The organism is Hymenobacter aerophilus DSM 13606 (assembly GCF_000382225.1).
GTDB classification, from domain to species: domain Bacteria; phylum Bacteroidota; class Bacteroidia; order Cytophagales; family Hymenobacteraceae; genus Hymenobacter; species Hymenobacter aerophilus.
The window spans coordinates 1-12,590 of the sequence record NZ_KB907828.1 but is presented as its reverse complement, the minus strand read 5'-3'; the positions used below and the strand labels follow the sequence as shown (position 1 = coordinate 12,590).

Annotated in this window: 16 protein-coding genes; 9 read left to right on the top strand and 7 right to left on the bottom strand. The window is 63.5% G+C overall.

The genetic code is table 11. The annotated features are described in order from the left end of the window. Positions 1 to 39: 39 nt before the first annotated feature. The 6 genes from H145_RS0116260 (at position 40) to H145_RS21750 (ending at position 2,864) form a co-directional block, all read left to right on the top strand. The gene (locus tag H145_RS0116260) at positions 40 to 246 is read left to right on the top strand and encodes a hypothetical protein (RefSeq protein WP_073112413.1); all 207 of its coding nucleotides are present in this window, start codon (positions 40 to 42) and stop codon (positions 244 to 246) included. A 65-nt stretch (positions 247 to 311) separates the two neighbouring features. After that, the gene (locus H145_RS0116255) at positions 312 to 599 is read left to right on the top strand and encodes a hypothetical protein (RefSeq protein ID WP_019949217.1); all 288 of its coding nucleotides are present in this window, start codon (positions 312 to 314) and stop codon (positions 597 to 599) included. 3 nt (positions 600 to 602) lie between these two features. Further along, positions 603 to 1,253, top strand: a complete 651-nt coding sequence (locus H145_RS0116250) for a TMEM175 family protein (RefSeq protein WP_019949216.1) — start codon at positions 603 to 605, stop codon at positions 1,251 to 1,253. Between the two features lie 83 nt (positions 1,254 to 1,336). After that, positions 1,337 to 1,822 (top strand): hypothetical protein, encoded by a 486-nt coding sequence (locus H145_RS0116245; protein WP_019949215.1) that lies wholly within the window; start codon positions 1,337 to 1,339, stop codon positions 1,820 to 1,822. A gap of 88 nt (positions 1,823 to 1,910) precedes the next feature. Next, entirely contained in the window at positions 1,911 to 2,573 is a 663-nt protein-coding gene (locus tag H145_RS0116240) for an MBL fold metallo-hydrolase (RefSeq protein ID WP_019949214.1), read from the top strand. Positions 2,574 to 2,582: 9 nt separating this feature from the next. After that, positions 2,583 to 2,864 (top strand): YidH family protein, encoded by a 282-nt coding sequence (locus tag H145_RS21750; protein ID WP_019949213.1) that lies wholly within the window; start codon positions 2,583 to 2,585, stop codon positions 2,862 to 2,864. A 105-nt stretch (positions 2,865 to 2,969) separates the two neighbouring features. On the opposite strand, the gene H145_RS0116230 is transcribed toward H145_RS21750, so the two are convergent. The 6 genes from H145_RS0116230 to H145_RS22995 form a co-directional block, all read right to left on the bottom strand. Further along, positions 2,970 to 4,442 carry a YVTN family beta-propeller repeat protein gene (locus H145_RS0116230; protein ID WP_019949212.1) on the bottom strand — a complete coding sequence of 491 codons (1,473 nt, stop codon included), beginning with the start codon at positions 4,440 to 4,442 and terminating at the stop codon, positions 2,970 to 2,972. A 107-nt stretch (positions 4,443 to 4,549) separates the two neighbouring features. Beyond that, positions 4,550 to 5,779 (bottom strand): hypothetical protein, encoded by a 1,230-nt coding sequence (locus tag H145_RS0116225; protein WP_019949211.1) that lies wholly within the window; start codon positions 5,777 to 5,779, stop codon positions 4,550 to 4,552. Positions 5,780 to 5,890: 111 nt separating this feature from the next. Next, complete coding sequence (locus tag H145_RS0116220) at positions 5,891 to 7,297, bottom strand: YncE family protein (protein ID WP_019949210.1); 1,407 nt, start codon at positions 7,295 to 7,297, stop codon at positions 5,891 to 5,893. Between the two features lie 96 nt (positions 7,298 to 7,393). After that, on the bottom strand, positions 7,394 to 7,828 hold the full coding sequence (locus H145_RS23000; protein ID WP_019949209.1) for a DUF305 domain-containing protein: 435 nt from the start codon (positions 7,826 to 7,828) through the stop codon (positions 7,394 to 7,396). Between the two features lie 129 nt (positions 7,829 to 7,957). After that, entirely contained in the window at positions 7,958 to 8,737 is a 780-nt protein-coding gene (locus H145_RS0116210; protein ID WP_019949208.1) for a LytR/AlgR family response regulator transcription factor, read from the bottom strand. Next, complete coding sequence (locus tag H145_RS22995) at positions 8,734 to 9,846, bottom strand: sensor histidine kinase (RefSeq protein ID WP_019949207.1); 1,113 nt, start codon at positions 9,844 to 9,846, stop codon at positions 8,734 to 8,736. Before H145_RS22995 ends, H145_RS0116210 begins: the two co-directional genes overlap by 4 nt. A gap of 212 nt (positions 9,847 to 10,058) precedes the next feature. Between H145_RS22995 and H145_RS21735 the strand changes: the two genes are divergently transcribed. The 3 genes from H145_RS21735 to H145_RS0116190 all read left to right on the top strand — a co-directional run bounded on the left by H145_RS21735 (position 10,059) and on the right by H145_RS0116190 (position 12,013). After that, the gene (locus H145_RS21735) at positions 10,059 to 10,601 is read left to right on the top strand and encodes a hypothetical protein (RefSeq protein WP_157541695.1); all 543 of its coding nucleotides are present in this window, start codon (positions 10,059 to 10,061) and stop codon (positions 10,599 to 10,601) included. A 364-nt stretch (positions 10,602 to 10,965) separates the two neighbouring features. After that, the gene (locus H145_RS0116195; protein ID WP_019949205.1) at positions 10,966 to 11,622 is read left to right on the top strand and encodes an AAA family ATPase; all 657 of its coding nucleotides are present in this window, start codon (positions 10,966 to 10,968) and stop codon (positions 11,620 to 11,622) included. A gap of 79 nt (positions 11,623 to 11,701) precedes the next feature. Further along, positions 11,702 to 12,013 carry a hypothetical protein gene (locus H145_RS0116190; protein WP_157541693.1) on the top strand — a complete coding sequence of 104 codons (312 nt, stop codon included), beginning with the start codon at positions 11,702 to 11,704 and terminating at the stop codon, positions 12,011 to 12,013. A gap of 306 nt (positions 12,014 to 12,319) precedes the next feature. Here the strand turns inward: H145_RS0116190 and H145_RS21730 are convergent. After that, positions 12,320 to 12,590, bottom strand: a 271-nt coding sequence (locus H145_RS21730; RefSeq protein ID WP_019949202.1) for a transposase, incomplete at its 5' end; no start/stop codon positions are given.

The following is a 12,590-nucleotide window of genomic DNA, read 5'->3' as shown; positions in this document are numbered from 1 at the left end:
CTTGGTTTTCACTATTCCACCTTGCTTTCCCGCATTCGCATGGCTATTCCTTCGCTTCCGATGCCGGTGCCTAGCACCCCGTTGCCCGCCGCCCCCCCGGCCGACCACGAAACGCCGCACTGGCTGTTTCGCTACGTATTCAGCCAGGACCCCAAGACCATTGCCAAACAGTACCTGCTTACGGGCATGGCCTGGGCTCTGGTGGCGGGCACGCTTTCCACGCTGTTTCGCTTGCAGCTGGGCTAACAAAGCAAGTTTGAAAATACGGGCCGCCGTACCTGCGGCAACCGCTTCTCCATCATCCAAACCCCATGACCCGTCTCGCTCAACTCCCCGGCCTGCTCGCCCTGACCGGCCTGCTGCTCACCGCCATCAACCCACCGGGTCACGGCCAGGAAGGCGGCAAAATGCTCAAAAAAGAAGGCAAAACCGACGACAAGTTGCTGCGCGAAAACCGCCGCATGATGCGCGACGGCCGCGTGAACCACGGCCAAAGCCTGAGCAAAGAGCCCAAGCTCGTTCGGGAGGAAGACCGGCTGGACCATCGCCAGGCCCCCGCCCCGCGCAAAACCCGGCGGGCGGGCGGTTCGCCGCGCTAGCCGATGGCCCAGTCTTCGTCCCACGCACCGCCCCTGGCCTACACTGAAGTAGCGGGCCAGAGCCTGCGCCGCATCGAGTCACTCAGCGACGGCGTGTTTTCCATCGCCATGACCCTGCTCGTGCTCAACCTGCGGGTGCCGGCCGCCGCCCTCGTGCGCACCGAGGCCGACGTGGGACCGGCCCTGCGGGCGCTGCTGCCCAGCATCGGGGGCTACGTGCTGGGGTTTCTCTCGCTGGGCATTTTCTGGGTGTGCCAGAGCACGCAGTTCACCTACCTGGCGCGCAGCGACCGCCGGCTGGCCTGGTGGCACATTGCCTTTCTGCTGGTGGTGGGGCTGCTGCCCTTTTCCACGGCGTTTCTCACCACCCATTTTCCCCTGCGCGGGGCCGTGCTGGTGTACTGGGCCAACCTGCTGCTGCTGGGCGGGGCGTTGCTGGGCAGCTACCGCTACGCCCAGCGCCACGGACTGCTGCGGCCCGAGCACGCGGCCGTGGGCCGGGCCCTGGTGCGCCGCCTGGGCCTGATGCAGGTGCAGTACGCGGCAGCGGCGGGCCTGTGCTTGCTCAGCGTGCCGGCCGGGGCGGGGCTGCTGCTGCTGGTGCAGCTTAACTACGCGTTGGGCCTGGTGGCCGACCGCTGGCTGGGCGACTGAAGAACCCATCGGGGCCAAATGGTGCCGCGTGGGTGGCCGTATACTCCCCCATTGCCTGTCCTATTTCCATTCTGCTCCCTCCCATGAAAAAACACCCCCGCCTGTACCTGGGCCTGCTGGCCGGCGTGGTCGCCATCACCGCTAATACGCTGGTGCTGAAAGCGGCCCCGCTGATGGCCGTCAACGCCGAAAGCGGTGGCCTGCTCAAGCTTGTGCTGCTGCATACCACGCCGGTGTTGCCGGCCGGGCTGCTGCCCGTGGTCAAAGCCGAGGGCTTCAAGCTGCTGTTTCATTACCTCACGGGGCTGGGCATGGTGGGGCTGTACGTGCTGGTGTTCGAACCCCGGCTGCCGGGCAATGGCTGGGTAAAAGGCGGCCTGTTTTCGCTGCTGCCCTGGGTCCTCAACGGCTTCGTGGTGCTGCCGCTGCTGGGGCAGGGCTTGGCGGGCGGGCACGTGCTGACGGCCGGCGGCATGGCGTACTTTTTTGTTGCCAACGCGGTGTTCGGGCTGGTGCTGGGCGGGCTGTATGCGTACCTGCGCCAGCAGCAGGAGGCGGCAGGGGTCTAGCAGCGCTGGTTTCCGTAAGCGTTTGCTAGTTAAATTTCCGCTCTTCTCGGCGCGCATTTCCGTCCTGCCCCACTATTTAAGTCTGGTCATGAAAATCACCAAGTACATCCATTCCTGCCTGCTGTTTGAGCTGGATGGCCAACAAATTCTCTTCGACCCCGGCAAGTTTTCCTTCAACGAAGGCCTGGTGCAGCCGGAGGTTTTTAAGGACGTCTCGGTCGTCCTCATTACCCACGACCACCCCGACCACCTTGATGTGGTGGCGCTAAAGAAAATCGTGGCCCTGCGCCAGGCCGTCATCATTTCCAATCGTGAAGTGGCGGCCGAATTGAAAAAGCACGGCCTGGCCGTGCAAATCCACGAGGAAGGCCCCCTGGAGTTGGGCGCGTTTCAGCTGCACGCCCTGCCGGTGCAGCACGAGGCCATTCTCGACAGCCCCTTGCCACAGATGACAGCCTGGCTGGTGAATGGCAAGGTGCTGAACCCGGCCGACTCTTTTGCCCATAATCTGCTCCCCTTCGCGGGCGTGGAGCTGCTCATTCTGCCCATCACCGCGCCTTTTCTCACGGAGCTCGTGGTGGCCGATTTCGCCCTGAAAATGCGACCGCAGCAGATTCTGCCAGTGCACGACGGCTACATCAAGCCCTTCTTCGTGCAGCAGCGATACGCGAACTACGGGCCGTACTTTGAGAAGCACGGCATCACGTTTCACCGGCTGGCCGAACCGGGCGCGGCCATTACCCTCACGTAGCCCACCCCCATGCCGCTTACCCCCACCAACCCCCTCACCCTGTCGGACCGGCTGGCCCTGCAACGGACCCGGCTGGCCAATGAGCGGACCTTGCTCACCTACGTGCGCACCAGCCTGGCACTGGTGGGCTTCGGGTTGGCGCTCCTTCAATTTCACCCCGAGCGGGGCGGCCGGTTGGGCTACTCCGCGCTGGCCGTGGCGGGATTGGTGCTGGCGGTAGGGCTGCTGCGCTTTCGGGCGCACCGCCGGGAGCTGGCGGCCTGCCAGCTCCCGGCTGGCGGCGGTAGGTGAGCGGCAAAGGCCCACCCGGCGCTACCCGAGGCGAAAGAGTTTACGCCCATAAAAAAAGGCCCCTGATGCCTCATGCACCAGGGGCCTTTTTGGTCGGCGGCCGGCTTACGGCTGCGTGAGCGTGACCGCGCCGGCCGGGTTCTTGTCGCCGAGCACCACCACGGCAAAGCGCCCCGCCAGCCGCAGCCGAATCTGGTAGTAGGCGTTGACTTCGACCGCGCCCTCGGCATCGGTTTTGAAAGAAATGACGGGCTCCGGGGCCACCAGCGTGGTTTTATTGTCCGATAAGTATAAGGTGTAGTTCGTGTTCGGGGCCAGCCGCTTGAGAGCCAGAATCAACTCGTCCACGTCTTCTACCGGCCGGATAACGGCCACGCCGCCTACCCCGGGTACCGGCTGCGTACCGACGGGTACCAGGCGCAGGTTAACGGGCGCGACTGGCACAAAGGCTTCCAGGTTGCCGGTGCCGGGACTGCCACCGCCGGCCTTCACCACGTAAATGATGGCGTTCGGGTCCTGGCCACTGGGAGTTTCGCTCAGCTTGGTATTGGTTTTGGTATCGATGCTCACCAGCGCGTCGCCGTATTCCAGGCCTACGTACACCTTGCTGCCGTCGCCATTGGGCCACACGCCGTGCGGATTGGGGCCCACCGGAATGGTGGCCACCAACTGGCGTTGGCGGGTGTATACCTTCACCGCGTTTTCGCCGCCCACGGTTACGTAGGCAAAGTCGCCGGCCGCCGCGCCGCTGAAGCGGGTGCCACCGCCGGGGCCGGCCAGGTTCACGTGGTTGGTGCCGGGGCCGGTGTCAATCACGCCCTCCACGGCGTAGGTCTGGGCATTCACCACCGTCACCTTGCCCACGTCCTTGTGCGTAAGCCATACCTGCTGGCCGTCGGCCGTTACGGCCAGGTTAGGGGAAAACTTGCTCACCACCGGTACGCGCGCTATTACTTCGCGGGTTTTCACATCCACCACATCCAGCTCGGCCGTGAAGGAGTGGTCCACAAAGGCCACCTTGCCGTCAGGCCGGAACACCACCATGCCGGGGCCCGGCGCAGTCTTGATGTTTTTCACGGCCTGCATTTTCTCCACGTCAATCACCGTTACGTAGTCGGCCCCGCGTACCGTCACCCAGAACTGCTTGCCGTCGGGCGTGAAAAAGCCCTCGTGGGGATTACGGTCCACATACACGGTGTTCTTAATGGCGTTGGTGGCCAGGTCGATGAACACCACCGCGTTGGTAAGGGTAGCAATGACGCCCAGCGTCTTGCCGTCGGGCGAGACGCCCATGCCGTGCACGTTGGTTTCCCGGTCGTAGAGCGGGCTCAGGAACTGGGGCCGCCCTTTACCCAGGCGAATCACGCCCAGCAGCTGGTTGGTGTTCGGGTCATGCACCGACACCGTGTTCGACGACTGGTCGGACGTGTACACCCGGTCGCTGGCGCTGGGCGCTTGAGGGCCGGGGTCGGCCGGCACTACCATGTCGGGCTGGGCGTCCTCATCGTTATTTTTCGAGCAGGCCCCGAGCAGCAGGGTGGCCGCGAGGGCGAAAGTGGAGAAGTTAGGAATGCGCATGGAAAAATAAAATGGAGTGGAAGGGATGCTAAAAAATGAAGGCTGGCTCGTCGTGAAACGGGCCAGCCTTCGGGCCGTTACGGGGCTACGGCCTAAAATTCAGGGCCTTAGCGCGGGGCCGGGGTCAGCAGCTGGCCGTTGGCCACGGGGCTGATTTGCACCACCTGGGTGGCGCTGCCGGTTTTGCCCGCCGCGTCGGTTACGGCGGCTTTGATGGTGACGCTGGTTTTGCCGCCCAGCTGCAGGGTGCCGCCCACGCTCCAGCCGAAGGTGGTGCGCACGAAGCCGCTCGGGTCCAGCTCGCTGCCGGCTGTGTTGAACACCGGGGCTAGGTTGCCGCCGGCCGGAATCACGTTGCCGTTGGGCTGGAGCAGGGGCACGTCGAAGGTGACTTTCAGGCCCGGCACGTAGCGGTTCACGCCGGCGTTGGATTGCGTCTTGTCTTCAATCGTGCCGCGGTCAGCGGCGGGCTTGCCGAAGGCACCGTCCCCGTTTTCGGCCACGTTGATGCCGTTGCGCGACTTATCGAGCGCCGACACCTGGATGAAAAACAGCGCGCCGCTGGTGGGCGGGGCCGGCAGCACACCCGCCGTCTGGATGCCGGGGCTGATGCTGGAGGGGGTGCGCGGGGCAATCATGGTCACCGTGGGGCCGTCGGGGTTGTCCACCGTGCCGTAAGTGATGGGTTTGGGGGCGGGCGTCAGGGCCTCACCGCTGAGGGCCCCGTTGGGTCCGGGGCCTACCTTCAGCAAGCGGGTGGCCGTGACCTTGCGGCCGGCGCGGTCCGTTACGGAAGTAGTCAGCGTGCAGCTGGTAGTACCGGCCGCCACCGACTCCAGCACGTGCCAGCTCACCCAGGTGGTCACGCCGGGGCCGGGCGTGTCGTCGGTGCCCGCAATGTTGAAGAGCGAGGCCAGGTTGGTTCCCTTGGGGATGGTGCCGCCGTCGGGCTTAATCAGGTCCACGTCGAGGCTGGCCGTGAAGCCGGGCAGGTTCACGTTGGGCTGGCCTAGGGCGGCGGTGTTGCGGATGTTGAGGCTTTCCTTGGTGGGGATGGTGACGGTGTCCTTGGTCACGATTTCCAGGTTGATGGCGAAGCCCGTGCCGTTGTAGTCGGCCGTGGTGGCGTTGCCCAGCCGCCCGCCGGGCATGATGGTCGCGCCCTCCACCGGCGAGACGATGTTGAGCACCGGCGGCGCGCTGGTGTCGGCGATGGCCTCGTTGTCTTTCTTGCAGCCGCCGAGCAGCAGCGCACACGCCGCCACCGGCAGCAGAAACCGTTTGAGCGACTGCGCCCGCGAGCTGATGCCAGTGTGTTGATTGAAAATGGATTGCATGTTGTAGGGTTGTGGTTACAAGTGAATTCAGTTTAGATTAGCTCGGCATTGCAGCAGGAATGGTTGTCCCGGCGGCCATTAATGGCCTTTGGGTGGGCGTCCAAAGGCGGACTATTCGGCCACCAAAACGGGTTCGCTGTCAGCGGCTTTGGGCGCCACGATTACCCGCGAAAACGTTTTGCCGGATGTATTCAAATCCCCGCCCGCGATGCGCTGCACCGGCCCTAGCGCCTGGCCCATGGCCCCGCCTTTGGCGTCGGTGCGCACGGTGGTCAGGGCGTAGTCACGGGGGTAGGGTGCCTTGGTGCCGCTGGTCAGGAAGATGTCGTAGTCGGTGTTGGGCGTCAGGCCGCGCAGGGCGAAAGTGGCCAAATCCACCAGCCCTTCCGAGCGCAGGGTCATGGTGCCGGTGGCGGGGCCGGGCGTAGGTGGCTTCAAGGTGCGGACGATGGCGGGCTGGTCCACCAGCTGCCGGCCCAGGCCGGTGGCGCCGGCCGCGCCGGCCGGCACGGCGTTGGGCACGTACATCAGGGCCATCGGGGCCTGCCCGACTTTTATTTTGGCCAGCACTTTATTGCTCGCGGTGCTGATGGCCACGGCCGAGTCGCCGTTTTCCAGACCCACGTACACCCGGCTGCCATCGCCCGAGGGCCAGATGCCGTGCGGCAGCGCCCCCACCGGAATGGTGGCCAGCTGCTTAAAACCCGGGGCGCGGCTGTACACCTTCACCACGTCCTCGCCGCCCACCGTCACGTAGGCCAGCTTGCCGGCGGCCACGTCCACCGTGGCCACGTGGTTGGAGATGGGGCCGGTCGTCAGCACGCCGCTGATGGTGAGCGTCTTGGTATCCAGCACCGACACCTTGCCCACGTCCTTGTGCGTGAACCAGATTTGCTGGCCGTCCCGGGTAGGGAAGATATTGGGCGAGAAGGGGCTCACCACGGGGACTTTTTTGATGACTTTGTAGGTGGCCACGTCCACCACCGCCAGCTCGGGCGAAAAGCTGGAGCACACGAAGGCGCGCTGGCCGTCGGGGCTGAAGGCAATCTGGCCGGGGCCGTTGGGCACGGGCACGCGGCGGGTTTCGCGCAGCGTGGCCACGTCGATGACGGAGAGGTAGTCCTCGCCGCGCACCGTTATCCAGGCCTCCTTGCCGTCGGGCCGGAACGTAGCCTCGTGCGGGGCGCGGCCCACGTACACGCTGCCCCGGATGGCATTGGTAGCCGTTTCGATGAACGTGACGTTATTGGAGCCCACCGACACCACGGCCAGCAATTTGTGGTCGGGCGAAGCGCCCAGGCCGTGCACCAGCGCCTGCCCTTTGTAGAGCGCCGAGAGCAAATCGGGCTGCGGCTTGCCCAGCACAATCTGGCCCAGCAGCTTGTTGTCGACGGGGTCGATGACCGAAACGGTGTTGGAAATCTGGTCGGCGGTGTACACCCGGTCGCGGTGGCTCACGGCCTGGGCCGCGGCGGCGCTGGTAATGAGCAACAGACCGGGGAGAAGGGAAAATTTCATTTGGGATTGGGGAAAAGAACGTCATGCTAAGCATGTGGCGCATCAAGCCAGGAGCGCAGCCGTAGTCGAAGCATGACGGTTCTGATTGATTGGGCGCTATTTGCCAGAACTCTGGCTCGCCACCGGATGCTGCTTCAGCCAGGCGGCCATCTGCTGAATCTCGACCTGCTGCTCGGCGATGATGCTTTGGGCGAGGCGGCGCAGGGCCGGGTCTTTGCCGTAGAGCAGCTGCAGGCGGGCCATGTCCACGGCACCCTGGTGGTGGGGCAGCATCATGGCCGCGAAGCTGGCGTCGATGTCGTTGGGGTTGGCGCCGGTCATGCGGCGCATGCCCTCGTCCATCACCACCATCACCGAATCCATGCCGTGCTGGAAGGCGGCGACCGGGGTGCCCGGGGCGGCCATGCCGTGGTTCATGTGCATGCCGGCCATGCCCGGCATCGGGGGGGCGCTGGCCGGGTGGTGTTGGGCGCGGGCCGCAACGGCTCCGCCGAAGGTGAGCGCCAGCAAAAAGAGGAGGGATTTGGTCATGTCGTGCACCGGGGCCGCCCCGTTAGCGGGGGGCTGGTGCGCTAACGGGCAACTCCAGAAGATGAACGCCCGACACGGGCCAACTGGACCTATCCCGGGGTGAACCGGCCTTTTGCTGCCCGGCCCGGCTCAGGCGAAGCGCTTGAGCAGCTGCTGCACCCCGGCGCTGTAGCTGCGCGAGGAGGTGACGTGCTGCCCGTTGGCCATGCGAAACAGGTACTCGCCGTGCGACCAATGCTTGAAGTCGACGATGTGGGCCGGGTTGATGATGCACGAGCGGTGGATGCGTAGGAACACGGCCGGGTCGAGCCGCTCGGCCAGCTGGCCCAGGGCCGTGCGCAGCGGGTAGTGCCCGCCGGCCGCGTGCAGCAGCACGCCGTTGCCGGTGGCTTCGAAGTAGCACACCTCGGCGGCCGGCACGAAGAAGCTGCGCGCCGGCAGTTTCACCAGAAACTGGTCCTGGTAGTCGGCCGCCGGGGCGGTCCAGCTGTGCAGCAGGGCCTCCAGCTCGGGGACGCGGGCCTGGTCCTGGCGCAGCGCCAGCTGCTGCTGCACCCGGCCCACGCAGTCGGCAAACCGGTCGGGGTCCAGCGGTTTGAGCAGGTAATCGACGGCGTGCAGGGCGAAGGCCTGCACCGCGTACTGGTCGTAGGCCGTCACGAACACCACCAGCGGGAGCGGCTGGCCGGCCGCCTGCAGCCGCCGCAGCACCTGCACGCCATCAAGGTCGGGCATCTGCACATCAAGGAAAACGACGTCGTATGCGCCGGTGTGCAGGGCGGCGAGGGCCTCGGTGCCGTTGGCGGCTTCGCCCGTTACGGCCAGCGCCGGAAAATCGGCCAACAGCTCGCGCAGCAGGCTGCGTGCCAGGGGCTCGTCGTCGACCAGCAGCGTGCGGATGGGCCTCATGCGGGCTCTGGGGTAACGCCGGCCGCCGCCCGCCGGAACGGGATGGACAGGCGCAGGCAGTAGCCGCACGCCGGGGCCGACTCCACCGCCAGGGCATAGTCCGGGCCGTAGAGCGTGGCCAGCCGGCTTTCCAGGTTGCGCAGACCGATGCCCCGCGCGGCGGTGTCGGCCGCGCCCCGGCCGTTGTCCTGCACTTGCAGCAGCAGCCGGTCGCCCTGTTTTTCGGCCCGCACGGCCAGCTCACCGGCCCCGGCGCGGGGCGCCAGGCCGTGGCGCACGGCGTTTTCCACCACTGGCTGCAGTAGCAGGGCGGGCAGCAGCGCCCCTTCGGTATCGGGGGCAATGTCGTAGCGCACGGCCAGCCGGTCGGGGAAGCGGGTTTGCTCAATTTCGAGGTAGAGTCGGGTGAGGCGCAGCTCCTGTTCCAGGGTCACTTCCTGCTCGTCGGTGCCTTCCAGCACCAGCCGCAGAAACTGGCTGAGCTGGGCCAGCATGCGCCGGGCAGCTTTCACGTCCTGGCTCATCAGGGCCGACACGGCGTTCATGGAATTGAAGAGAAAGTGCGGCTGGAGCTGCATTTTCAGGGCCTGCAGCTGGGCCTGCACCAGCTGGGTTTCGAGCTGGGCGGCCCGCACCCGGCCTTCGCGGTACCGCTCGCGGTACTGCACGGCGTAGGCGATGCAGAGCAGCATCCAGTAAATGGGCACCCAGTTGTTGGCGTTGGCCACGACCTCGGCAAGGGAAACCCGGCCCGGCACGGCCCCGCTGCCGTGCATCACGGCGGCGTACACGAGGCGGTAAGCAAGCGTGAGGACGTAGCTGGCCGCCGCGTGGGCCAGCAGGTGCCGCAGCCGGTGGCGGCTCTCGAGGAGGTTGAAGCGGGCCGCCAGGGCAAACACCACCGGCGTGAGCAGCCCCCAAATCAGGCCGTGCAGCAGGCGCCCGCCCAAGGCCTCGCGCCAGTCGGTGGGCGTGCCGGCCGAGAGGTTCTGCACGAAAATCAGCAGCACCATGAACCCGCTGAACAGCAGCCACGCCAGGGCAATGGTGGAGCCGCTCACCAGAGGCGGGGTCTTCTGCGGTTCTGGGGGCCGGGCGGTCGTGCTCATAGGCTTTAAAGGTAGCGAAACCCGCCGCTGCCGCGCTGGCCCGGCCTCCAGGCTGGCCTTTTTGGCGGGCCAATGGGCCTTCGGGCCGGTGTTGGGCGAGCTCGATTACCCCGCCGGGGCTAAGCGCACGGGAAGTTTGTGAAAAAGGTTAGCCGTAGCAGGCGCGGGCCTCCCGCCGAGAGTCAGACAATTCTCACTAGCCTGTTTAACCTTTGTACCAAACTTTTAACCAAGGCCAGCCTTCTGAGGGAGCCGTATTGCGTACGCTCACGGCTGCCGGCGGCGCACCGCTGGCCTACCGGGCGGGCGTGAGCCTCTACAACCAGTTGGGCCTGACCACCCAGGTACCAGCCGAAATGACTGTGACCACTCCCCGACCGCGGCGCACCCCACCCCGGCGCGTGGGGTTCGTGGTGCGTCCGGCCCCGGAACGGGCCAGCGACGTGCCCCTGCTACAATGGCTGGAAGTGCTGCGGGACATGCGCCGCATTCCCGACACCAGCTCCGATGAGGTACTGGCCCGGGTGCAGCGCGAAATCACCCGCCTTTCCCCGGCCGCCCGGCGCCGCCTCACGGAGCTGGCCGCGGCCCAGGGGCCGCCCCGGGCCCGCGCCGTACTGGGCGCATTGCTGGAGCGGCTAACCGACTGCAAAGGTGCGGCCACATTACGTGCCACCCTCAATCCCTTGACTACCTACCGCCTAGGCCTGAGTGCCGGGGCCCTACCCAACCGCGTCTCGTGGAACATCCAATGACTTTGCATCAGAACCCGGAGTTTGGCCTTGGTTAAAAGTTTAGTCCAAAAGTCGCATTTGCCAGATGGCCACGCTGGCGTTAGTACTGAAAAGCCGTGTTTAAGGCATTAGTGGTATTTTGATTGCGTAAACCTGTTTCGGATACCATTTCCCCATTGCTGAGGGGGCAAACAAGGCGTTGCTGCAATTGAACCCGAAAAGGGCCGTTTTAGTGCTACACTATCCATTTTCCACGTTCCATTATGCTCCAAATGCGACTTTTAGACCGAACTTTTAACCAAGGCCAATATTATATTGCTTGTTCAGTCAAAACAACTAGTTTTACAACTAGAATCACAACCTGCACCAGTTCAAATACGACAACATGATCTACACGGTAGGTGGCATTAAGGGCGGAAGTGGTAAAACCACGATAGCAACGAATCTGACGATCTACCTGCTACAACAGGGACGAGACGTTATTCTCATTGATGCCGACGACCAGGAGTCGGCCACGGACTTTACATCCTTCCGTCATCAGTCGCTCGATGGAGACCTGGGCTACACAGCTGTCAAGGTTACCGGCCGGGAACTCAATGCTCAGGTGCAGCGCCTTGCCACCAAGTGCGACGACATCGTGATCGACACCGGTGGTCGGGATACCGTCAGCCAGCGCTCGGCCCTCACTATCTCGAACGTGTACCTGGTTCCCTTCGCTCCCCGCTCCCTCGATATCTGGACTCTGCGCAAAGTAGAAAACCTGATAGCTGAAGTGGTACCTTTTAATCCAGGCCTGCGCTCGCTCACTTTCATCAACAAGGCTGATGCGCGCGGCACCTATAAGGAAGAAGCAGCCGAACTACTGCGGGGCTCTGAGTACCTGCAATTCTTAGAGACATCGGTAGGCAACCGCATCTGCTTCGCCAATGCCGCAGCCGCTGGGCTGGGCGTATTGGAAGTCAAGCCGATCGATGATAAAGCCATTACTGAGGTTAATGAACTGTGTGCGAGCATCCAGTCCGTACTTTCAGCAACCAAATAATAATCTGAAAACACAACCTGTTTTACAACTAAATAAGCTTGTATAAACAGATGTTGCATCACAACACTACACGCAACTTATGGCCACCAAAAAACCGAAGCTCGGCCTCCCTCCTACGCCACCTGCTTCGCTATCGAATGCGGCGATGCAGGAAATGATCAGCAAAGGCGGTTCCGTTCTGGAGCCATCGGTAGTGACTACTGCTAAGCATACACCCGAGGAGGATAAACTCAAGTCCTTTACGTTCAAAATCTACGAAAGCGAACTGGCCCAGATACGGGCCATTCAGGACAGCTTGCCGAAGCGGGACCGTATTTCCATTCACGACTTTGTCTTAGACGCCGTGAAGGAGAAGATCAAGAAGATGGCCAAGAAAAGCAACTTAAAGTAGTTGTAAGCACAGTTGCGAATCTAATTGTATACTCCGTGCTGTTTCTTGCACCAATCATTCAGTTGATAGTTTTGCTGGGTCTTGGAATGTTATTCAATCTCAACAGGACCCGGTACTGGTTGGCCATAAAAGTATGGGCAGTCTCTTTCAGCTTGTTGTTGACTTTATGTATGATGCAGGGTACAGAATACCAGGCATGGAAAAATTCTAATTACGGGTACGAATTGATGCCTTCCATAATACCTAGCATCGTATTTCCTGGGCTGACGCTCGAAAATTGGGTTTGGAACTCCCTATTGAAGCTGTTTAGGAAGTAGAAGATGGGGCAATTTTGCGCAGCAACAATACGGTGAAGGCCAACCAGTGCATGGCCAGCCAGTTTTGCAAGCTGGTTTCGTAGCGCACGAGCAGGGTCTTGAAGCCGTCAAGCCAGGCGTTGAGGCGCTCAATGACCAGGCGTCGGCGGTAGAGTTCGGGGTCGAGCGGCGTGTCATCGTCGGTCTGCCAGTCGGCCGAGCGCCGCTTGCGCGGGATGTTGGCCTCGATACCGCGGCCCGCGCAGGCCTGCCGTAAACTG

Coding starts and splice junctions, on each gene's coding strand:
- H145_RS23000 (WP_019949209.1), bottom strand. CDS start 7,828: ATGACCAAATCCCTCCTCTTTTTGCTGGCGCTCACCTTCGGCGGAGCC.
- H145_RS0116245 (WP_019949215.1), top strand. CDS start 1,337: ATGAAAAAACACCCCCGCCTGTACCTGGGCCTGCTGGCCGGCGTGGTC.
- H145_RS0116250 (WP_019949216.1), top strand. CDS start 603: ATGGCCCAGTCTTCGTCCCACGCACCGCCCCTGGCCTACACTGAAGTA.
- H145_RS22995 (WP_019949207.1), bottom strand. CDS start 9,846: ATGAGCACGACCGCCCGGCCCCCAGAACCGCAGAAGACCCCGCCTCTG.
- H145_RS0116225 (WP_019949211.1), bottom strand. CDS start 5,779: ATGCAATCCATTTTCAATCAACACACTGGCATCAGCTCGCGGGCGCAG.
- H145_RS0116190 (WP_157541693.1), top strand. CDS start 11,702: ATGGCCACCAAAAAACCGAAGCTCGGCCTCCCTCCTACGCCACCTGCT.
- H145_RS0116220 (WP_019949210.1), bottom strand. CDS start 7,297: ATGAAATTTTCCCTTCTCCCCGGTCTGTTGCTCATTACCAGCGCCGCC.
- H145_RS21750 (WP_019949213.1), top strand. CDS start 2,583: ATGCCGCTTACCCCCACCAACCCCCTCACCCTGTCGGACCGGCTGGCC.
- H145_RS0116240 (WP_019949214.1), top strand. CDS start 1,911: ATGAAAATCACCAAGTACATCCATTCCTGCCTGCTGTTTGAGCTGGAT.
- H145_RS0116195 (WP_019949205.1), top strand. CDS start 10,966: ATGATCTACACGGTAGGTGGCATTAAGGGCGGAAGTGGTAAAACCACG.
- H145_RS0116260 (WP_073112413.1), top strand. CDS start 40: ATGGCTATTCCTTCGCTTCCGATGCCGGTGCCTAGCACCCCGTTGCCC.
- H145_RS0116210 (WP_019949208.1), bottom strand. CDS start 8,737: ATGAGGCCCATCCGCACGCTGCTGGTCGACGACGAGCCCCTGGCACGC.
- H145_RS0116230 (WP_019949212.1), bottom strand. CDS start 4,442: ATGCGCATTCCTAACTTCTCCACTTTCGCCCTCGCGGCCACCCTGCTG.
- H145_RS0116255 (WP_019949217.1), top strand. CDS start 312: ATGACCCGTCTCGCTCAACTCCCCGGCCTGCTCGCCCTGACCGGCCTG.